The organism is Mesorhizobium sp. B2-7-1, assembly GCF_006440735.1.
Classification (GTDB): Bacteria; Pseudomonadota; Alphaproteobacteria; order Rhizobiales; family Rhizobiaceae; genus Mesorhizobium.
Map to the genome: position 1 here is coordinate 1 of NZ_VFUA01000071.1, position 18,306 is coordinate 18,306.

The following is an 18,306-nucleotide window of genomic DNA, read 5'->3' on the forward strand; positions in this document are numbered from 1 at the left end:
GCAGCAAACAGGCGGCCCCCGGCAAGGCCGACACGCTGGCCGATCTCGGCCTCACTGTCACCAAATCGGACAACGGCAAGGGCCTGGTGGTCACCGACGTCGATCCTGACAGTGACGCGGCCGACCGCGGCGTTCAGCCCGGCGACGTCATCACCACCATCAATTCGGCTAAGGTGAACAGCACCGATGACGTCAACAAGGCGATGGCTGACGCCGTGAAGTCCGGGCGCAAGGCAGTGCTGATGCAGATCACCCGCGACGACTCGAACCGCTTTGTCGCGGTGCCTGTTAACCAGGGCTGACCTGCTCTGAACTACATTCGGTTTGAGCCTGTTTGACTTTCCAGTGCGTCGGTTTCACATCTTGAGCCGCCGCGCTGGAAAGATGGCTTGCTGATGGACAGAAGGCCAGGCGAGACCCGCGGTCCAGTTCTGCATCGGCTTTCTCCCCTTGCTGGGAACCGCTGTTCTTGCCCGGGAAATTGGCAGTCCGGCTCCGGACATATTCTCGCCGGCGTGAGCAGCGGGAGGCCTTGAGCTTTCATCCGTGACGGCATGCCACGCGCTTGGCCAAATTCCTTTCCGCATCAGATCAAATGGCGACCGACTGCGACCAATGACAGAAAAGGCACCTCCGGCATGACGCTTGAAATTGCGATCGGACCGCCGCGCTTGGCAATCAACGATGGCCTCAGCTTCCTGGTTACAGATCAGGATGGCCAAATCACCTGGCCAACTCACCAAGGTCTATACGCCTCCGATACACGCCTCATGTCCAGTTGGCAGATCTATGCGAATGGAGAACCCTGGGATCTGCTCAACTCCGGGAACATCGCCCACTTCGCCGCCAAGGTCTATCTCGTAAACCGGCTCTTCGAGACCGAAACCGGTCCGGTAGAGGCCGGCAATCTGGGGTTGATCATCGGTCGCGCCCTGGGTCACGGAGGGCTGCATGAGGATTTTGACCTGGTGAACCACGGGGCGGAGGCGGTTGAATTCAATCTGGAGGTCGGCATCCGTTGTGACTTCGCCGACCTCTTCGAAGTGAAGGCCGACTCAGTTGTTCGCCGTGGTCGTATCACCACGAAATGGACGCCTGGAAGCGCGCGCCTTCGCACGTCGTACGTCAATCGGGATTTCAGGCGGGCCATCACCATAACGGTAGACAGAACACCCACAAAACCTGTCTATGCGAATGGGAGGATATCGTTCGACATCAGGCTCGATCCCGGCGCTGGCTGGCACGCCTGCCTGCTCTACGACTTCGAACAGGGCCAAAAGACGTCTCGGGCCTCACGCGTCTGCGTCGACGACTGCTTGAGTTCGAAGGCCGCAAAACGGGTCTCCGCCTGGCGCAGCATGGTATGCAAGCTCAGCACCCCGAATGGCGAATTCCAGCAGCTCTACAATCAGGCGATCGAAGATATGGCGGCACTTCGACTGCCGATCGAAGGTACGGACCAGCTCGAGTATGTTCCGGCCGCCGGTTTGCCTTGGTTCATCGGGCTGTTCGGCCGCGACAGTCTGATTGTCTCGCTCCAGAATTCCTTGATCTATCCTGATTTCGCGCGAGGCGCCCTCGATGTCCTTGCTCGGTTTCAAGCCACCTCACATGATGACTATCGCGACGCCGAGCCCGGAAAGATCATGCACGAGCTTCGTACAGGCGAACTCGCTCATTTCAATCTCATTCCGCATACGCCCTACTATGGCACCGCCGATGCGACGCCCCTCTATTTGATCGCGCTGCACAACGCTTGGCGCTGCACCGGAGACGCAAGTTTGATCGAGCGGCACATCGACACCGCCGAGAAGTGCCTGGACTGGATCGATCGCTATGGCGATCGCGACGGTGACGGGTTCCAGGAATACGAAACGCGCTCAAACGCAGGCTATGAGAACCAGAGCTGGAAGGACGCCGACGACGCCGTCGTTTATCCCGACGGCACACCGGTCAAGGGACCGAAGGCCCTTTGCGAGTTGCAGGGCTATGTCTACGACGCCTGGCAGCGAATGGCGGAAATCTACGACGCCAGAGGCGACGGTGATCGTGCCGGGCAACTTAGGGCCAAGGCCAAAACGTTGTTCGAGCGGTTCAACGACGTGTTCTGGGATCAGGCGTCAGGCTTCTATGCGCTTGCGTTGGATGGGAACAAGAAACCGGTTCTGAGCGTCGCTTCCAACCCTGGCCATTGTCTTTGGTCCGGTATTGTCGCACCCGAGCGAGCCAACAGCGTGGTGAAGAGGCTCATGATGCCCGACATGTGGAGCGGCTGGGGCATTCGGACACTCTCGGCCGATCATCGAGCCTACAATCCGCATTCGTATCAAAGAGGCTCCGTCTGGCCCCATGACAATGGTCTGATCGCGCTCGGGTTTCGGCGCTATGGATTCTTCAAAGAAGCTGCTTGTATCGCCGGAGATGTGAGCGGTGCGGCGAGCTACTTCATGCAGCATCGCATGCCCGAACTCTACGCCGGGTCGGCGCGGACGCCTACGACTTTTCCAGTGCAGTACAAGCGGGCAAACGTTCCGCAGGCATGGGCTGCGGGCTCATGCTTTTCCTTTTTGCAGGCGATCGTTGGGATGCGAGCAGACGCGCCCAACGGCAAGTTATACATCGACCCGAAGCTGCCCGATTGGATGCCGGAGATGACCTTAACGGACCTGCGCCTGGGCGAGAATCTCCTCCACCTTCGGTTCTGGCGTACTGGCCCTGCCACGCATTGGGAAGTGTGCGGAGGAGATGCTTCCCTGGTAGAAACGTACAATTGCGCGACAGGCCCCAACTTATCTGAAGCCTGCCGTGGCACCTAATGCATTGGCGCAAACCGTGCAGCAGTCATCCGAGCAGAACGGCGGCAGCGGAGTGCCTCCGATTGCACCGCGCGCCTGGATATAGCCCGTTCCGAAGGTTCTTTTTCGTGGAGAAGTTCGCGGCCGGCCTGCTGTCGATGGTGTCAGGCATCCCAGGGGTATCTTCGCGCCGTCCCTTGCTGTCAGCGCCGGCTTTCGGAGCACGCTCGGCCTGATCCTCGGCACCGGCACCGGCCTAGCCGCCCTGCTTGGTATGGCCGGCTATTGCGCCGGCGTCGTGCAGGCGCCGATGACCGCCTTCGTTATCGTCCTGGAGATGACCGGCGACCACGACAACCTCATTGCGCTGATGTGCGCGGCGATGCTGGGTTTACGGGACTGCCCGCCTCATTTCGCACGAGCCACTCTATCATGCGATGTCCCGGGTGTTCATTGCCGAGGCAATCAGGAGGCGGCGGGCGGTATCGGGAGAGGCCGTCTAGGCTGTTTAGGGGCCTCAGAGCCGCCCTCCCAATCGGGTGGCTCGAAAAACCACACGGACAAGATGATGGCAACAGCCGCCGGCAACGCGATCAAGAGTGCGATTTTCAGCGATTTGCTCATGGCTGGAGCCCAGTCTAGACGCTCCGATTAGAGAGACTAACCAAAAGGGCGTTAAGCTTTTGAGCAGGGTGCTCACAACGCCCAACGAAACGCCCGCTGCAGCTCGGAAAGACCGTCTTTCTCATACCATCGTCCATGCGAGACGATGACGCGTTCCGGATCCCAGTCGAGCATCTGGCGAACGGCCATGCGTAGCGCGGTGCGGCGCCCAAAGAAGCTCATTCGCATGTCGATAGGAGCTTTGCCGTCCGGATCCGCAGCGCCGGCAACCTTCACGAGAATTCTGAGAAACCAGCTATGAATCCGACTTGGCTCAAAGTTCTCGATCAGGTCAGTCAGGATTAATGTTCTGGAACTCCGGTGAAACAATACAGCCTCCGTTAGCATATCGCCGCGCACCACCAGAAGGTCCACGTCGTCGGGCCAGGGCGAATGACGCCCCACCAGCAGTGTATCAACATCGATATGACGCTTCGCCCGACGCGTGAGACCTCGTACAGCCAGAACCTTTGCAGCGGGGACCGCGGCTTTCCAGTCGGGTACCCACCAATAGTGCAGCGAATTCGGCGCAACCAGATAACGAATTGGTCCCAATATCTCGATGGCTGACCGAAGCGCGGGGGAATACGCCACCGGCGAATGGAGGACCAATTCCCCACTTCGCAGCCGAACGATCGTCATGCGCGTTGAGAAGGGGAATTTCAGCCAACCCAAACCGAACCTGATTTCAGATCCATCGACAATCCAGAGGTCGGACGCCACCGGCTTGAGAACGTTGATTGGCTCGTACAAGTCCAAAGCGGACCTACCGTTGGCGTGTCTGTGAAGCATGGCCTGGCTCAGCTCTCGTTGAAAATCTAGTCACAGATGTCCGAGCGGACAGCCACCACTGGCGCGCTGTCGTCGGTCGGAAAGCGCCCGCCTTTGCGCAACGCGAGCCATTGCCCAACCGCCAGCCGAATGAGCTCCAATCGATCCAGATTCATCTCGGCAGCGATCGCCGAGAGATCGCTCTCAGTATCGGCATCAAACGACACGGAGCCAGACATGCGCAGCATCGCCGCGGCCTGGAGATCGGCCAGCCGCTGGTTCTCGCTTGAATCCCTTTCCCCTGCAGCCAAAGTGCTCCTCGCGATCATCAGTCGGGTTTTTGGCTGATCCCAGCCGTGTCGTAGTCCCTCAGCGCGACGATCCAGTTGTCCCTGATCGCCACCAGGACAAGACGCGATCCCTGCTGGTAGTATCTGGGCAGGCCTGCGGCTTGGTCGGCAACGACAGTCCCATCCAGCCTGCAAAGCTCACCACCAAGCAGCCAGTTCTGGTTATCTCGACCGCCGAGGACTGCGGTATAATCTTCGTCGCCTGGATAACCGATCAGGCCTATTTCTTCGTACTCTTCCAATCTGCGCATCGTGATCGCCTGGATATGAACGCTGCGATATTGGGGCTGAGCTGGTGGTGAATGAAAACGGCCCGACACCACCCCAGCCTGATGCCGGGCCGTTAGGAAGTGCCCGCGCAGCCGCACTTCCTTGAACCTAGCTGTGCGCACCGGAGCGGTCGTCTCGGTGCAGCGTTTCGTTTGCGCAGTCGACCAGAGGAATCGTGGAACCCGCCTGCCTAGCTCGCGACAACCACACAGCACGGTTTTCCTGCGACAGCCCTCTCATCGCGGAGCGCGCCGCGGAAGTAATCTCAAACGCCCCGCAAGATGCACATTGGAATTCGACCTTGCGAGACGTGAGCTCGGCCTCCAGGGCCATCCCGGCACAGACCGGGCAGGTGGACGGAAAGTACCGCCTTTCGAACGACAGCACGTTCATGGCGCTGGGCTCCCTGTCTGCGGGAGGGCAGCAGTCGGTCGGCCACAGGGCCAACCAAAGCCGCTCCGACGATACGCTAGTGACGCCGACTGCCAATGGTCACAGAGTGAGTGCATTCGGTTCCCTTCTGATGGTATTACCGACTGGCTAGCCTCTTGTCTTTGGCGCAACGTTTCTGCGGGTGGCGACTTCGATTTGCTTTGCTTCGACTTCGAGCCGATCGGGCGCGGCGGACCCCATCAAAGCGTAAGCCGTGCCCCCCGATTGCCAGTAGACCGTCGGCACCCGACCGTCAGTGGCGGGGGTTGGAGGAACGGCATCCTCGCCGTTCATCGGAGCCGCGACGAGCGTGATCCGGCCGACGCTGGGGGTGTCGGCTGTCACGACAAGGCTCTGCTGCCCGTTCCAGGGCTGCACCTGGACGTCCTTCACCACCCACACCGACGGCAAGGTCGGCATGCTGACGTTGACTGCACCGACCAGCCGTTCAATTTTGTCCTGCTTCGGCTCGTTGCCCCTGTCAGGGCCTGCATTGAGCTGCGCAACTTTCAAGGCGTCTCTCGCGGCCAGGATGAAGCTTTCATCAGCCGTCTTGCCGCCCTGGCGAAGCGGTACGGTCAGTGAGTTTGCCGACCACCCGACTGCAATGAGAGCGGCAGCGGCGACCTGCAGTTTGAGGACAGCTACCAGCTTCTTTCGACGGAACACCCGCTCCAACTGCCTTGCCTTTTCCAGACTCGCGCGCGGCGGAAAAGTTCGCTGCGGTTGAGCATTGCGCAAAGCCTCCATGCGCTGCGCATGTGCAAACACCTCGGCCGCACGTTCCGGCTCCAGCGCAAGCCGCGCTTGCAGGTCGGATCGCTGCGACGGCGAGAGCTCGCCGTCGAGGAACCGGTTGATCTCCTCGTCTGAAATCCGGCTATTGGGCCACATCACGGCCTCCCACAACTCTCAACGGACCCGATGCCTGGCCGCTTGCTTTCTCCACGCTGTGTTTCAGCGCGGAGCGGGCTCGGCTCAAGCGCGACATGACCGTCCCAGCGGGCACTCCCAGCAACTCGGCGGCTTCCGAATAAGTGAAACCCAACACGCCAACCAGATGAAGAACTTCCGCCTGTTCCGCCGGCATGCCAGAGAGCGCCTTTTCCACGTCGGCAAGTTCGGCACAATGCTCCTGCGTTGGCGGCGACGTTCTATCGGACAGGTCAGCGTAAGAGGCAAGGCGCTGACGGTCGGCCGCCATGCGGCTTGCGCTGGACAAAAAAGTATTCCGGACGATAGCGATCAGCCAGGGTAACAGCGGACGCGAAGTATCGTAGGACTTGGCCAAAGACAAGGCGCGGACGAGCGCCTCCTGGACTAGGTCGTCAGCATCCGAGTCATCACGCGTGAGCACCCGCGCATAACGCCATAAATCTTCCAGATAAGGTGTGACGTCGAAGTTCGCGCTCATACCATTCTGCATAGCCTCGGCTTGGGATCGGCCCAGCGGTCAGGGACGCAACCGCTGGGCCAGATGGGAGCGCTTTCCTCGCGAAGTGCAGGCGTCGAATAGCCATGTGTCATCAATGCCTGCTTCGGTCCTGGTTCCGACAGCGGCCTCTGGAGGCAACCCGCCACAGTCGAAGCTCACCCTCAACGCTGCATCTACCGATCTATTCCGGAAACTATTCCATCGCCGTGGGAAATTTCTTCCGGTTGCGGAGTTGGTCGAACTGGCAATCAGATTCAGGAAGGCACGATCTTGCTAAGGCGCTGGGGCGCATCGAGCTGTTGTACAGTAGGAAAGAGCCTTCGTTGGTTGTTCTTGCGTGTCGGCCACGGTCCCCATGCGGCGGTTTCCCAGTAGTTCTCTTCCGCCAAAGGCTTTTCCTCGTCCGCCGGCGGCGTTTCTTCGGTCATGGAATGTCCCTTCTCTTTCTTCCACCGCCCGTCGTGTCGAGGGTGCTCAAGATCGCTTGCTCGCTCGGGCCTACTGTTATCGCGGATAGATCCGGATGCCCTCGGCCACTGAATTGGCGACATGTTCGCGTGTGATGACGCCGACGACATCGGAAGCCCGCGGGATGCCGCGTCCGCTCACGACTACCGCCATGAAGGCATTCCTGCGCCAAATTCGCTCGATGACATCGGAGGCGACCGTGTCCTCGCCCACGACGGTGAAGTCCCGGCTGGCGATGTCGCCGAGGGTCACGCCGGTGCGGGCGCCTCCCAGACCGCGCCGCAGCCCCGTATTGACGCGCAAGACGCCAAAGATCTGATCGCCTCGGGTGATCACAACATGGCGAAGGCGCCCCTCCGTCTCATGCTCGCGCAGGAACTCGTCGAAGCCCTGCTCCGCCGGCAGAACCATGATGTCGGCGTCCATGACCTCGTGGGCGTGACGCACAAGGAACATGTTAGCATGCAGCGCTTTGGGGATGGCGCGACCACGCCGCACCAACTTGAGCGTGTAGATGTTCTCGCGGGACAGCAGCCGTCGCACACCGACGCTGGTGGCAACCGCGAGGATCATCGGCATGACGATGTCGTATTCGCGCGTCATCTCGAAGGTCATGGTGACGGCGGTCATCACCGCCCCCGTACCGCCGCCAACCATGGCGCCCATGCCGACCATGGCGAAGGCCGGAATGCTGACCTGAACGGGAACACCGACCGCCTGCAGCAGCGCCGCGAACCCGCCGCCAAGGGTCGCACCCATGAACAGCGAAGGCGAGAAGATACCGCCGGACGAGCCCCCGCCAAGGCTGATGGAAGTGGCCACCATCTTACAGACGAACAGCAAGACCAGCAGCCAGACGATGGATGTGTGGCCCGTCAGGATGCTTTCGATCGTGGCATAACCGACGCCGTCGACATAGTACTGCCCGAGCGTGACGAAGAGCACGTACATCAGCACACCAAGCGCCAGCATGCCGATCACATGGCGAGTATAGCGGCCGGGAATCTTGTCGAACCAGTCCTCGGCCAGATGCAGGCCGCGGATGAAGCCCGCTGCCGCCACGCCCACAATCGCACCCAAAGCCGCATAGAGAACCAGTAGGATGACGGCGTTGGCATCGGCGGGCAGCGCCTGCAGAGGAGGTACGAGAAAGGCCGGCTGCTGGCCGAAGAACCAGCGACCGACGAAGGTTGCCGTGCCGGTCGCGATAGCCACTGGCAGAAACGTGCTGACGCTCACTTCCGGCATCATCAGCTCGATGGCGAACATCACGCCGCCGATTGGCGTGTTAAAAGTGGCTGCAATGCCGGCGCCGGCGCCGGAGGCGACCATGGCAATGCGCTGACCGACCGGCATATTTATGATCTGGCCGAGCGTCGAGCCCAGCGCCGAGCCGATCTGGATAATCGGCCCCTCGCGCCCGACCGACGACCCCGAGCCAATGGCGACGGCCGAGGCGAGCGATTTTACCAGAGCCACGATCGGCCGGATTTTCCCTTCCTTATAATAGATGGCGTCCATCACTTCGGGTACGCCGTGGCCCTTTGCCTCCGGTGCGAAGTTGGACACGAGGAAGGTGACGATCACCGCACCAACCACGGGCGCCAGGATAACGAACGGTCCCCAGCGACTCGGCGCAGTGAAAACGTTGGCGTCGTAGGCAATGGCCAGCGTGCCGTTGAAGAACAGATTGTGCAGCAGCCCGATCAGATCCCGAAAGACCACCGCGCCCAGTCCGGTGACGATGCCGAGTCCCAAAGCGAGCAGCGAAAGAGAAAGCAGGTTCAGCCGCCGACTTTGCTCGTCGGCTGGTACCGTCTCGACGGGATAGAAAGTCTCAAGCTTCCTGATCGGACTTTCCGAATTGCTTGGCGCAGACATGCCGCTCCTTGTCATTGGGTTCGCCCGCCCGAAGCCGATGGACGGCCCGCAACTGGGCCGCGTCTCTTGCAGCCGACAAACGTCAGCCAAATCTGCTGGCATTTTCAGCTACAATCGAATATGTCATGCCATGACATAAAATGGCGGGATTGAGAAGAGTGGCAGAGCGCGAACGACCGGCACTCGGCGATTCAGCACACGAAAACCGTGTGGCGCGCCGTCGCGGCTGGACGGACGTTGTGGCCTCGCAAACGATCGATCCCGCGGATGACACTTTCGATCTCGTCGAATCCACGGCTCTTGACGACAGCGTCTATGAAGGACTGGCCGGTTTTCGCGGGGCGATGCGACGCTTTCTCGCCTTCAGCGAGGCCACGGTGACCGCCGCCGGCGTCACCTCCCAGCAATATCAGGCGATGCTGGCAATCAGGGTGCATCCGGACCGGGCAATCATGATCCGGGACCTCGCCCGCGACATGCTGCTGCAGCCGAACGGCGCGGTGCAACTGGTCGACCGTCTGGTCAGCGCCGGTTTGGTCGAGCGTAAGCAAGCTCCCAGCGACCGTCGCAGCGTCCTTGTGACGATGACTGTCGAAGGCAGCCACCTGCTGGAGAAGCTTGCCGCGGATCACCTGCGCGAAATGCTGCGGCAGGAGCCATTGCTGGCGGAATCGCTGCGGCGGCTGAGGCATCTGAGCCGATGACGCCATGAACAGTGACCCCTCGTAAGGAACCGACGCTGGTGTCCTACGCGCCGCTCAATGTCCTCAAGCCGGTCGCCCCTGACGTATGGATCGTCGATGGCCCTGAAATCACCTTGAACCGGATCGGGCTGAAACTGCCCTTCACCACCCGGATGACGGTGATCAGAATGAGCAATGGAGACCTGATCCTTCACTCGCCCGTTGAGTTTTCGCCCGGACTTCATTCGGCCCTCGATAAATTGGGACCCATCCGTTTCCTCGTAGCGCCGAATTCGCTGCACTACTGGTGGATACCGGACTGGAAGGCGCAATTGCGGGACGTCCCCGTCTATGCCATCCCCGGCCTTGAAAAGCGCGCCAAAAGGCCGATCCAGGTCGACCAACTGTTGATGGACAGACAGTCTCCCTGGCCGAACGAAATCGATCTTCTGGTGGTCAAAGGCGACGTGCTGACAGAAGCCGTGTTCTTCCATCGCGTGTCGCGGACGCTGATCCTGAGGGATCTCATTGAGAACTTCGAACTGAACCGCATCCACAGCTGGTTCCTCCGCCTGCTTGTGCATCTTTCTGGTGCCGCCGATCCCGACGGCAAGGCTCCGATCGATATGCAATTGACTTTCTTCCGCTCAAGCCAGGCTCTGCGAAAGGCGGTTCGGCAGATGATTGTCTGGGCGCCAGAGCGCATTATTTTCGCCCATGGCCGCTGGTACGAGAAAGACGGGGTGAAGGAACTCAGGCGCGCTTTTCGTTGGGTCTGAATGCTTGCGTGGCGCCTTAGGGCCATCTCGATCACGACGGTTGCCGCCGTTTCGGCCGGGAGAAACTATCCGGGGATCTTACGTCAGAAAGTCGATGTCCCGTCAGATTTTTTCGAATACCGAATCTAATGTCCCAAATTGCCCGATAAGTGCACGTAATTGTGGGTGAGGTCCGACCCAGAAAGTTCGAAAAGCTTCTAGGACCCCCCGTCGGCAACGCTGTTTGCTGTGCGCTAGTTGCCGCTCCGGACGCGACCGTTTCCGCAAGTGGATCAAAGGGTTGCCTGAAGATGGCGTGACCCTCGCCTTTGTGCCATTGGCAGTTCGGCAGCACGAGATTCAAGAGTCGCTTCTTCTCGTGCACAGGCTGTTTCACAGACAGTCGGCTGGCATTGTGCGCCAGTTCCAACAACCGGATGCCGTCCTCCATGTATGATTCTTCGGCGCTACCATGGCGCTCTATCTCGCGAAGCAGCCGCGTCTGTTCGGTTCGCCACTGTGCTGACATCCGGTCATAGAATGCGTTGTCGATGCGGCCATCGAGCTTGTCGAGATACATGGCATGCAGCCGATCCTCGAGCCGCTTGTACTCGACCCGGCATCGATGGATTGCCTGTTCATGCTCGCGGCGCTCGTCGGCACGGCTGGCCATGAGGGCTGCCTTGACCCATTCCAGTATCTCTTCGTCGAAATGCAACCGGTCGAGCAGGTCGGCGAATTCCTGATCGAGCACTTCCTCGCGGACATATTTCCGGCGGCAATCACCGTACCCGCCCCGGCCTTTGGTATGCCCCGTGCAGTGATAGTAGACGTATTTGCCCTTCTTGATCTCAGCGACAAACATGATCGCAGCGCCCAAGCCCCCGGCGAGCGCCAACGGCTTGCCAATCACAGCGCAGGCAAGGCCGGCCGAAACGGCAACCAACAGCACGAGCGGTGCTGCGAGCACGAGCGACGCCACGCCGGCCATATGGCAGCGCTGCCGGGCGCAAGCGGCAGCGCCCCGAGGAAGGGCGCGAAGCCGCGTTGAAGGCAGAGCTCGGACACCGCGTTGCCGGCGAGCACTCCGAGCACCGCCGAGGCAAGTGGCAGGCCGACAGTCCATAGAAGTTGGTCGTGGCGGAGTTTCGGCGCCGCAGTATCCAAGGCGACCACGATATCGGCGACCGCATAGGCCAGAAGACCACTGCCGCCGAACGCAATCCAGGCAAGATCGCAGCGCCGCATCGCACGCAGGCCGGCGACCAGCTCGCGCCACAGCAATATCAGGACAAGCCCGTCGTGCCGCATTGGACCGTCATCATATTTCCGATGTTGAAATAAGTCACGGCAATTGTGCCGCGAGTGCGGCGACCGCTCATCCGCCGCCGGCCGGCTTCGCATTGACGTTCTTCATGGCGGCAAGCAGATAATCCTGCACCGTTGCCTGAAGATTGGTCGTGGCGGCGCGCACTGCGGCCATCGCCTGGCTGACCGCCGCTTCGTCGAAGGGTCGCGCCTTCTCGACCGCTTTCAGGTCGGCGCGCGCCGCGCGCAGCTGCCGCAGCGCTTCGAACGTGCGGGCGCGGTTGTCGCGCATGACCGCGCGGAACTCCTTGCGCACCTCAGGCGAATAGGCGCCCGCGACATCCGCCAGCAGCCCGCGCGCAACGGCCGCCTGGCGCAGGCCATGCGCGGCATAGCCAATGAAGAAGAAGTTGAGGGCAAGCGACAGCGCGAGCACAACCAGCACGGCCGCCCATATCCATGAACGCCTGGTCATAGCGGATCCCCCTCGCCCGGATCTGCCGCGATCGCCAACCCTCCATCATCTGCAAGCCTGGCGCCCGCAGCCAGCGCCAGAAGTTCGGAATCCTGGGGCTGGTCCTGAAGGCCTGCTACCTGGTAGCCGGCGAGCGTCGCGGCGACGAGGACGGCTGCCGTGCAAACCGCGAGGCCCGCCGGCGCAACAAGGAAGCGCGGCAGCCGGGACGGCCGCGCCGCGCCGCACTCGATCCGTGCCATCACCTCGCGCGCCAGGGCGCGATCGTCGCCCTCGACCAGCGCTGCATGCCGCACCAGCCTGTCGAGCGCGCCATCCGCGCCGGCATCGCCGTCAAGCGCCATGAACGCCAGGGCCGGCCCTCTCAAGGGCACCGGCCAGGCATCGATATCGTCGCCGAAACGGCGCCGGTTCTTCTCGAATTCCTCGCGTGTCATGAGGACTTCCTTTCGCGGCCCTGGGCCGCATCTGCCAAAAGATCCCTGAGTGTACGGCGCCCTCGCACGAGCAACTGCTCGACCGAACCCGTGCTGGTGCCCATCACGTGGGCTATGCCGCCGATGTCAAGCTCGGCCACGGCCCTCAGAAGCAACGCCATCCGCTGACGCTCCGGCAGGCTGGGCAGGCCTTCGCGCACGATCGCCAGTTCCTGCCTGGCCGCCGTCGCGGTCTCGGCATTTGCTTCCGGCGCCGCGGGCTCCTCGCCGATGTCGTCCAGGCCGAAGAAATTGCGCAGCGCACGGCGCCGTCGCTGGTCGATGCAGCGGTTGGCCGTGATCCGGTAGAGCCACGTCGAGGCGCGTCCCCTGCCGGGGTCGAAGCGCGCGGCCTGCTTCCAGACGGTCACGAACACCTCCTGCACCACGTCCTCGGCGTCGGCGGCATGGCCGAGATAGCGCGTGGCGAAAGTCCGCAGCCCACGGCCATGGCGTGCCATGAGCTCGGACAAAGCCGCCTGACTGCCCGCGGCGATGCGAGCCAGAAGCTCGTCGTCGCCGCGGGACGCTTCACCCGGCACGGCGGCCGGCACCGGTTGACGAAGCATCGACGGCGAGGACGAAATCCGCGACGGTCCGGCTCGGCAGAAGGGCGAATTCCGACGTCAAGTCCCTCACCAGATGTCAGCGGCGCCAGCGGCGAAAGCCGTGAACCGTGTTGCCGTTCGGGCCTGTGAAGCTGCCGACCGAACGGCCGCGAAACGGCCCGGCCGCGGAATAGCGCTGGCCCGAAACGGTCTTGCCGTTCGGCCCCGTGGCAGAATAGCTCCTGGAGCAGCGGTCAACAACGCCGGCCTTGCAGGTGGAACCGGACGTGTAAGTGCCGCCGTTCGGTCCGGTTCGCGTCGTCGAGCCCGTATAGACGTTGCCGTCCGGGCCGACACTGCGGCTCAACTCGCCGCCATGCGCGGTCTTGCGTGTCCAGTCTTCCGCCGAGGCAGGGGAAGCGGTCGACCAGACCACCATTGCGCCGAGGCTTAGCAGTGCAAGTTTGGCTTTGGAAATCATATCACGTTTTTCCTTCCAGGTCGTGCGTCGGTTCACTTGGCGTGAGCGGAGACGATGTTGCGAATGGTCGCGATCTCGTCGGCGGAGAGCCTGCCGTCGCCGTTGCGGTCGGCGAGATCGAAGAGCGGCGTGCTCGCCTGAAACTCGTTCTCGGCGACCTTGCCGTCACCATTCCTGTCCATGCGCCGCAAACGATTGCCGAGGCGGGCCTCGGCCGCCTCGGCGCGGTCGTCGATGGCTTGCCGGGCAGTTTCGATCTCCTTCTCGTCGATGATTCCGTCCCCGTTGCGGTCGAGCCTTTTGAACATACGTTCGCGGGCGGCGAGGATCTCGTCCTTCGAGATCGTCCCGTCGCCATTGGTGTCGAGGCGCTGGAGGATGCGCTGGCCGGGCATGTCGTGCGCCGCGGTGGCGCAGATCGGCGTGAGGCCTAGAAGCAGGCCCGCAAAGATCGCTGAGCGTATCATGGGTGGTTCCTTTCGATTGTGACGTCGCGGGGGAGCGACTGTCGATCAATACGCAGCCCGGTCCGTGCTCCTACGCCCGCGGCCGGATTTTTTTCGTTGGCCGCCATAGCGTCAGTCCCGGGCATCGAGTTCTCAAAAAAAATTGCGGGCGGCGCGTAGGAGCCGCCGAACTCCCGCGTAGGAGACGCTGCAGGGACGGTCCGCGGCGGGCCGTCGATTACAGTGGAGACCCAGATGACCAAGATCGTAACCGCCCTTGCGGGGCTGCTTCTGTGCGGCTGCAGCGCGTTCGCTGCCGACCAGGGCGCCAGGGCAGCGTTCCGACGCATCGACACCAATGGCGACCGGAAGCTCGAGTTCGGCGAAATCCAGGCAGCGCGAGCGCGGATGTTCGACCGGTTGGACGTCAATCACAATGGCGTGCTCGAGCCTGGCGAGGTACGGGCGGCAATCGAAGAGATCAAGTCGAAGCGCGATGTGCAGGCTGCACGGTTCACCGGCCTGCAGGCCGAAGCAAGCCGTATGGACCGCAACGGCGACGGAAAGATCTCGCGCGACGAATTTACGGCTGCCGTCCCCGACAGGCTGCTGCAGGCGGACACCGACGGCGACAAAGCATTGTCGGTCACCGAGTTGCGGGCGCTGCGGCGCCAGTGACTACATCAGACCAGAGGAGACAATCGATGAACAGAACGATCAATGCTTTGTGCGGCGTGATGCTCAGCGCTGCGGCCCTTGCCTCGCCCGCAGCGGCCATGCCGCTTGCGGCGCCGGCAGCGCCGACGTCCGTGACGAGCCAGGCAACGCCGATCTGGTACCGGCGCGGCTTCTACGTCGTCGGCGGCGCCTATTACTACAATGGTTACCGGGGTTATTGGCGCATGCGGCCCGGCTATCGCTACTACAATGGCTACTGGTTCCCGGCCGCCGCCTTGGCGGCCGGCGTGGCGGCCGCCACGGTCGCGCCACCCCCGCCCCCCGCGGCGCGCCTGGCGGCCGCCCATGTGCGCTGGTGCTTTGACAACTACCGCTCCTACCGCGCCTGGGATAACAGCTACCAACCCTATGACGGCCCGCGGCAGCAATGCCGGTCGCCCTATAATTGAAACTCGGCGCTGCCGTCATCGACGCCGGAAGGAGGCTCGCCCATGCAGAACCGCTCCATGCCTGCCAATACGGTCATACCGGTGCTTGCCTACCCAGACGTGGAAGCGGCCAGCCGTTGGCTTTGCGAGGCCTTCGGGTTCGAATTGCGGCTGACGATCGGCAATCATCGCGCCCAACTCGGCTTCCGTGACGGCGCCGTCGTGGTCACGACCCTGAAGAGCGGCGGATCCGCGCCGCCGCCCGAGGAATTCTCGGTCATGGTGCGTGTCGAGGATGTCGATGCGCACCACCGTCGCGCGATGCGCCGCGGCGCCATGGCGCTGACCGCGCCGACGAGCTACCCCTATGGCGAACGGCAATATTCCTGCCGCGATCTCGCCGGTCACGCCTGGACCTTCTCGCAAACGATCGCCGATGTCGCGCCCGAGGAATGGGGCGGCAGAGCCGAGCTTCACGTCGAAACGGATTCAGACGACACGCTTTAAGCGTTGTTTTGACGTATGCCGCTGCCTGCATGGGCGCAAAGCTGTCGTTGGGGATGCTTAATCGCTCGTGCTGACGCGCGCTATCAGCAAGGCACACGTGCCAGAGGTCCATGCCTCTTACCCGAAAGTCGAATCTACTGACCCACCTTGTCCATAAGCAACTGCAACTCGGGCTGCGGCGCGATCCAGAATGTTCGAAAAGCTTCCAAGAACCCCAGCTAACCTGGACTCCCTGGCGATAAGCTGTCTGCCGCTATAGCCCAACGGTCCGCCAATGTTCAGGCGTGGCTGGCTGCCGGGTCGGCGCTGAGCAGCAACGCCAGGCGATTTGCGGCTCCACGAAGATGCTCTTCCGCCGCCCTGCGAGCCTCTTGCGGGTTGCTGTCCGCGATCGCATTGAAGATTGCAACATGCTCCCTCTGAACGTCGGCGAGCAGCGCATTGCGCAGCGAGCTGGCACGCGCCTTTCGAATGAAGTTGCGGACATGGGTCTCGAGAAAATCGGACATTTCCCTAAAATGCGGGTTACCGGACGCGTCGACAATCTCGCGGTGAAAGGCCAGATCTTCCTCAACGCCTGCTCTGCCGTCGTCAAAGGCTTTCTGGATCGAATGGAGTTGCCTTTCGATCGCCGCAAGCTGCTCGGCCGAACGCCTTTCGGCCGCCAGGGCCGTTGCAGCCGACTCGACGGCCATCAGCAACTCGATGACATTCCGGATCTCGAGGGCATCGGTGAGATCAATCCCCGCTAGGCGGAAGGCGATCTCCTTTGTTTCGATGACAAACGCACCCAGTCCTTGTCGCGTAGCCACAAGGCCGTCCCTTTTGAGCGTGCCGATTGCCTCGCGCACGATTGGTCGGCTGACACCGTATTTCTCCGACAGGTCGCGCTCGGTCGGGAGCTTGTCGCCGATGGCATAAATCCCCGAGGTGATGTCCTCGCGGATACGGTCCGCGACAACTTCAACCAGCGAAGGTGCGCGTCGGACCCTGTCGTCGACCACCATGGCATTCTCCAAATCAGCCTCTCCGACCATGGATGGCAGGCCAACGCAACCCAGCCTCGGCGAGGCGAAACAAATTCTCCGTCAACATAGCAGATTTCACTTGTCAGGCAACCAAGCAACATGGTTATTAGCGAAGTCAGAAGACTGCGGAGCCGCTGGTTCGAAGCTGGGTGATGCCGGCGGCGAAGAGGGACTTCGTGTGCCTTCTTGGAGGGGCGGGTTCCCGTGCCCTGCACATCGCGATTCCGCGTAATGGGAGGAACACACATGAACATTTTTGATGATGGCAAAAGGATTGCCAGGCTTGCTCAAGAGGCTGCGGAATACACCGAGTTCAGCCGCAGGTCCCTTCTCAAAGGCATTGGCGGCGCGCTCGGCGGCGCCGCCCTCGCAGGCATCACCACCACGGCTAGCGCCGAAGACGTAACGCCGCCGAAGCCGGGCAAGAAGGTGCGGATCGGCGTGCCGCTGACCTACGGGCCGTTCAATCAGCCATGGCGCCGTGGATGCTGGCAGATCGTCAAGGCCGTGCTCGATGCTGGTGGCGAGGTCGTGAGTGTTCGCGGCGAGCCGACAAAGGCGAGCGAGCAGTCGGCCGAACGCGCGCTGCTCGACCGTGGCATCGACGCCCTGGTTATGGGGATCTACTCGCAGGAATCGGAAACCGCGTATATTGCCGACGAGGCGCACAAGAGGGGCATCAAGACCGTCGGTTTTACGATTCCCGTCAAGGATTCGCCTGCTGTCATGGACGATGTGTGGGGGACGGCGACCACCCTCGGATATTTCGTGCAGAACTACACCGGCCGCCAGGGCACTTTCGCCCAGACGGCGGAGCAGCGCGGCTATTTCACGCCGTTCGACATGGAAGTCGACATGTTCGAACTCATGTGCAAGTACGAGCCGCGCATGAAGGTCCTTCCCTTCATCGACGGCGGCCAGGGCACCACTGACGAGATCTCGGTCGGCCGCAAGAACATGCTCTCGCTCCTGCAGGCCCACCCGGAGCCTAAGTCGCTCGCCGGCTTCATTTCCTGGTGGTGGCCGTTCACGCTCGGCGCAGGTCAGGCGCTGAAGCAGATGGGCCGTGACGACGTCCCGCTCTTCAACCACTATCTTTCGACCCAGTTCCTCGAGGCTTGGGCGGCCAAACAGGTGCCTGTCGTCTTCAGCTGCGACTCCCCCTTCCCCGAAATCGGCCGCAAGACGGGCGAACTCGCGGTCAAGCTGGCACGTGGCGAGGAAGTACCCAACATCGTCTATCGTATTCCAGTGATCACCAAGACCCCGGACCAGGCGGAAGCGGCTCTGGCCGAGCTTAAGAGCTGGGACGAACAGGCGATTGCGCTGCTCAAGCAGTTTGGCGGCTGATTCATTTGGCGGGCGGCAGCCGAGTAACCGCCGCCCGCCTTCTGTCGCAGTCAGACAAACAGATCGGAGGAATCC

General features: G+C 61.9%; 23 protein-coding genes and 1 pseudogene. 10 read left to right on the plus strand and 14 right to left on the minus strand.

Features of this window, described 5'->3' with window-relative positions; all coding sequences use genetic code 11:
• The 3 genes and pseudogenes from FJ471_RS22990 to FJ471_RS23000 form a co-directional block, all read left to right on the plus strand.
• Window positions 1–302: PDZ domain-containing protein (locus tag FJ471_RS22990; protein ID WP_140807031.1), on the plus strand; the 302-nt coding region annotated here is incomplete at its 5' end.
• Window positions 303–638: 336 nt separating this feature from the next.
• Window positions 639–2,816 carry a glycogen debranching N-terminal domain-containing protein gene (locus FJ471_RS22995; RefSeq protein ID WP_140807032.1) on the plus strand — a complete coding sequence of 726 codons (2,178 nt, stop codon included), beginning with the start codon at window positions 639–641 and terminating at the stop codon, window positions 2,814–2,816.
• Window positions 2,817–2,914: 98 nt separating this feature from the next.
• A pseudogene (locus FJ471_RS23000) lies at window positions 2,915–3,298 on the plus strand (chloride channel protein); the annotation flags it as partial.
• Window positions 3,299–3,491: 193 nt separating this feature from the next.
• Here FJ471_RS23000 and FJ471_RS23005 read toward each other — a convergent pair.
• The 7 genes from FJ471_RS23005 to FJ471_RS23030 form a co-directional block, all read right to left on the minus strand.
• The gene (locus FJ471_RS23005) at window positions 3,492–4,211 is read right to left on the minus strand and encodes a DUF4336 domain-containing protein (RefSeq protein ID WP_224667752.1); all 720 of its coding nucleotides are present in this window, start codon (window positions 4,209–4,211) and stop codon (window positions 3,492–3,494) included.
• A 65-nt stretch (window positions 4,212–4,276) separates the two neighbouring features.
• Entirely contained in the window at window positions 4,277–4,558 is a 282-nt protein-coding gene (locus FJ471_RS23010) for a hypothetical protein (RefSeq protein ID WP_140807034.1), read from the minus strand.
• Entirely contained in the window at window positions 4,558–4,899 is a 342-nt protein-coding gene (locus FJ471_RS23015; RefSeq protein ID WP_140807035.1) for a hypothetical protein, read from the minus strand. Before FJ471_RS23015 ends, FJ471_RS23010 begins: the two co-directional genes overlap by 1 nt.
• A 490-nt stretch (window positions 4,900–5,389) precedes the next feature.
• On the minus strand, window positions 5,390–6,175 hold the full coding sequence (locus FJ471_RS23020; protein ID WP_140807036.1) for a hypothetical protein: 786 nt from the start codon (window positions 6,173–6,175) through the stop codon (window positions 5,390–5,392).
• Window positions 6,162–6,695: a sigma-70 family RNA polymerase sigma factor gene (locus tag FJ471_RS23025; protein ID WP_140807037.1), complete on the minus strand. Its 534-nt coding sequence runs from the start codon at window positions 6,693–6,695 to the stop codon at window positions 6,162–6,164. The genes FJ471_RS23020 and FJ471_RS23025 overlap by 14 nt, the downstream gene beginning before the upstream one ends.
• A gap of 275 nt (window positions 6,696–6,970) precedes the next feature.
• The gene (locus FJ471_RS34895) at window positions 6,971–7,144 is read right to left on the minus strand and encodes a hypothetical protein (protein WP_181179671.1); all 174 of its coding nucleotides are present in this window, start codon (window positions 7,142–7,144) and stop codon (window positions 6,971–6,973) included.
• Between the two features lie 76 nt (window positions 7,145–7,220).
• Window positions 7,221–9,065 carry a chloride channel protein gene (locus tag FJ471_RS23030; protein ID WP_246684799.1) on the minus strand — a complete coding sequence of 615 codons (1,845 nt, stop codon included), beginning with the start codon at window positions 9,063–9,065 and terminating at the stop codon, window positions 7,221–7,223.
• Between the two features lie 158 nt (window positions 9,066–9,223).
• Between FJ471_RS23030 and FJ471_RS23035 the strand changes: the two genes are divergently transcribed.
• Both FJ471_RS23035 and FJ471_RS23040 read left to right on the plus strand, forming a co-directional pair.
• Complete coding sequence (locus FJ471_RS23035) at window positions 9,224–9,769, plus strand: MarR family transcriptional regulator (protein WP_246684800.1); 546 nt, start codon at window positions 9,224–9,226, stop codon at window positions 9,767–9,769.
• A gap of 38 nt (window positions 9,770–9,807) precedes the next feature.
• Window positions 9,808–10,527, plus strand: a complete 720-nt coding sequence (locus tag FJ471_RS23040) for a DUF4336 domain-containing protein (protein WP_246684801.1) — start codon at window positions 9,808–9,810, stop codon at window positions 10,525–10,527.
• A 31-nt stretch (window positions 10,528–10,558) separates the two neighbouring features.
• Here the strand turns inward: FJ471_RS23040 and FJ471_RS23045 are convergent, their stop codons facing one another.
• Window positions 10,559–11,497: a zinc ribbon domain-containing protein gene (locus FJ471_RS23045; protein ID WP_246684802.1), complete on the minus strand. Its 939-nt coding sequence runs from the start codon at window positions 11,495–11,497 to the stop codon at window positions 10,559–10,561.
• Window positions 11,498–11,643: 146 nt separating this feature from the next.
• On the opposite strand from FJ471_RS23045, the gene FJ471_RS23050 reads away from it, so the two are divergent.
• Complete coding sequence (locus FJ471_RS23050; RefSeq protein WP_140807041.1) at window positions 11,644–11,850, plus strand: hypothetical protein; 207 nt, start codon at window positions 11,644–11,646, stop codon at window positions 11,848–11,850.
• A 34-nt stretch (window positions 11,851–11,884) separates the two neighbouring features.
• On the opposite strand, the gene FJ471_RS23055 is transcribed toward FJ471_RS23050, so the two are convergent.
• The 5 genes from FJ471_RS23055 to FJ471_RS23075 all read right to left on the minus strand — a co-directional run bounded on the left by FJ471_RS23055 (window position 11,885) and on the right by FJ471_RS23075 (window position 14,261).
• Entirely contained in the window at window positions 11,885–12,289 is a 405-nt protein-coding gene (locus tag FJ471_RS23055; RefSeq protein WP_140807042.1) for a periplasmic heavy metal sensor, read from the minus strand.
• Window positions 12,286–12,726 (minus strand): hypothetical protein, encoded by a 441-nt coding sequence (locus FJ471_RS23060; protein WP_140807043.1) that lies wholly within the window; start codon window positions 12,724–12,726, stop codon window positions 12,286–12,288. The genes FJ471_RS23055 and FJ471_RS23060 overlap by 4 nt, the downstream gene beginning before the upstream one ends.
• On the minus strand, window positions 12,723–13,334 hold the full coding sequence (locus FJ471_RS23065) for a sigma-70 family RNA polymerase sigma factor (RefSeq protein ID WP_140807044.1): 612 nt from the start codon (window positions 13,332–13,334) through the stop codon (window positions 12,723–12,725). The genes FJ471_RS23060 and FJ471_RS23065 overlap by 4 nt, the downstream gene beginning before the upstream one ends.
• A 76-nt stretch (window positions 13,335–13,410) precedes the next feature.
• Window positions 13,411–13,794, minus strand: coding sequence for a hypothetical protein (locus FJ471_RS23070; protein ID WP_140807045.1), 384 nt, complete (start codon window positions 13,792–13,794; stop codon window positions 13,411–13,413).
• A gap of 32 nt (window positions 13,795–13,826) precedes the next feature.
• Window positions 13,827–14,261 (minus strand): EF-hand domain-containing protein, encoded by a 435-nt coding sequence (locus tag FJ471_RS23075; RefSeq protein WP_140807046.1) that lies wholly within the window; start codon window positions 14,259–14,261, stop codon window positions 13,827–13,829.
• 234 nt (window positions 14,262–14,495) lie between these two features.
• On the opposite strand from FJ471_RS23075, the gene FJ471_RS23080 reads away from it, so the two are divergent.
• Genes FJ471_RS23080 through FJ471_RS23090 form a run of 3 tightly spaced genes read left to right on the plus strand, consistent with a single transcriptional unit; the run spans window position 14,496 to window position 15,853 of the window.
• Window positions 14,496–14,918: an EF-hand domain-containing protein gene (locus FJ471_RS23080; protein WP_140807047.1), complete on the plus strand. Its 423-nt coding sequence runs from the start codon at window positions 14,496–14,498 to the stop codon at window positions 14,916–14,918.
• A 26-nt stretch (window positions 14,919–14,944) separates the two neighbouring features.
• Window positions 14,945–15,367, plus strand: coding sequence for a BA14K family protein (locus FJ471_RS23085; protein ID WP_140807048.1), 423 nt, complete (start codon window positions 14,945–14,947; stop codon window positions 15,365–15,367).
• A 42-nt stretch (window positions 15,368–15,409) separates the two neighbouring features.
• Window positions 15,410–15,853: a VOC family protein gene (locus FJ471_RS23090; RefSeq protein ID WP_140807049.1), complete on the plus strand. Its 444-nt coding sequence runs from the start codon at window positions 15,410–15,412 to the stop codon at window positions 15,851–15,853.
• A gap of 278 nt (window positions 15,854–16,131) precedes the next feature.
• Here FJ471_RS23090 and FJ471_RS23095 read toward each other — a convergent pair whose 3' ends face one another.
• Window positions 16,132–16,860 (minus strand): FadR/GntR family transcriptional regulator, encoded by a 729-nt coding sequence (locus FJ471_RS23095; RefSeq protein WP_140807050.1) that lies wholly within the window; start codon window positions 16,858–16,860, stop codon window positions 16,132–16,134.
• A gap of 267 nt (window positions 16,861–17,127) precedes the next feature.
• Between FJ471_RS23095 and FJ471_RS23100 the strand changes: the two genes are divergently transcribed.
• Window positions 17,128–18,231 (plus strand): substrate-binding domain-containing protein, encoded by a 1,104-nt coding sequence (locus FJ471_RS23100; protein ID WP_181179672.1) that lies wholly within the window; start codon window positions 17,128–17,130, stop codon window positions 18,229–18,231.
• Window positions 18,232–18,306: the final 75 nt, after the last annotated feature.

What these genes read in the sequence shown, in the direction of transcription:
- FJ471_RS23065 (WP_140807044.1), bottom strand. Translation starts at nt 13,334, where the DNA reads ATGCTTCGTCAACCGGTGCCGGCCGCCGTGCCGGGTGAAGCGTCCCGC.
- FJ471_RS23045 (WP_246684802.1), bottom strand. Translation starts at nt 11,497, where the DNA reads ATGGCCGGCGTGGCGTCGCTCGTGCTCGCAGCACCGCTCGTGCTGTTG.
- FJ471_RS23100 (WP_181179672.1), top strand. Translation starts at nt 17,128, where the DNA reads ATGAACATTTTTGATGATGGCAAAAGGATTGCCAGGCTTGCTCAAGAG.
- FJ471_RS22995 (WP_140807032.1), top strand. Translation starts at nt 639, where the DNA reads ATGACGCTTGAAATTGCGATCGGACCGCCGCGCTTGGCAATCAACGAT.
- FJ471_RS23095 (WP_140807050.1), bottom strand. Translation starts at nt 16,860, where the DNA reads ATGGTGGTCGACGACAGGGTCCGACGCGCACCTTCGCTGGTTGAAGTT.
- FJ471_RS23060 (WP_140807043.1), bottom strand. Translation starts at nt 12,726, where the DNA reads ATGACACGCGAGGAATTCGAGAAGAACCGGCGCCGTTTCGGCGACGAT.
- FJ471_RS23010 (WP_140807034.1), bottom strand. Translation starts at nt 4,558, where the DNA reads ATGATCGCGAGGAGCACTTTGGCTGCAGGGGAAAGGGATTCAAGCGAG.
- FJ471_RS23025 (WP_140807037.1), bottom strand. Translation starts at nt 6,695, where the DNA reads ATGAGCGCGAACTTCGACGTCACACCTTATCTGGAAGATTTATGGCGT.
- FJ471_RS23085 (WP_140807048.1), top strand. Translation starts at nt 14,945, where the DNA reads ATGAACAGAACGATCAATGCTTTGTGCGGCGTGATGCTCAGCGCTGCG.
- FJ471_RS23020 (WP_140807036.1), bottom strand. Translation starts at nt 6,175, where the DNA reads ATGTGGCCCAATAGCCGGATTTCAGACGAGGAGATCAACCGGTTCCTC.
- FJ471_RS34895 (WP_181179671.1), bottom strand. Translation starts at nt 7,144, where the DNA reads ATGACCGAAGAAACGCCGCCGGCGGACGAGGAAAAGCCTTTGGCGGAA.
- FJ471_RS23030 (WP_246684799.1), bottom strand. Translation starts at nt 9,065, where the DNA reads ATGTCTGCGCCAAGCAATTCGGAAAGTCCGATCAGGAAGCTTGAGACT.
- FJ471_RS23075 (WP_140807046.1), bottom strand. Translation starts at nt 14,261, where the DNA reads ATGATACGCTCAGCGATCTTTGCGGGCCTGCTTCTAGGCCTCACGCCG.
- FJ471_RS23080 (WP_140807047.1), top strand. Translation starts at nt 14,496, where the DNA reads ATGACCAAGATCGTAACCGCCCTTGCGGGGCTGCTTCTGTGCGGCTGC.
- FJ471_RS23070 (WP_140807045.1), bottom strand. Translation starts at nt 13,794, where the DNA reads ATGATTTCCAAAGCCAAACTTGCACTGCTAAGCCTCGGCGCAATGGTG.
- FJ471_RS23090 (WP_140807049.1), top strand. Translation starts at nt 15,410, where the DNA reads ATGCAGAACCGCTCCATGCCTGCCAATACGGTCATACCGGTGCTTGCC.
- FJ471_RS23055 (WP_140807042.1), bottom strand. Translation starts at nt 12,289, where the DNA reads ATGACCAGGCGTTCATGGATATGGGCGGCCGTGCTGGTTGTGCTCGCG.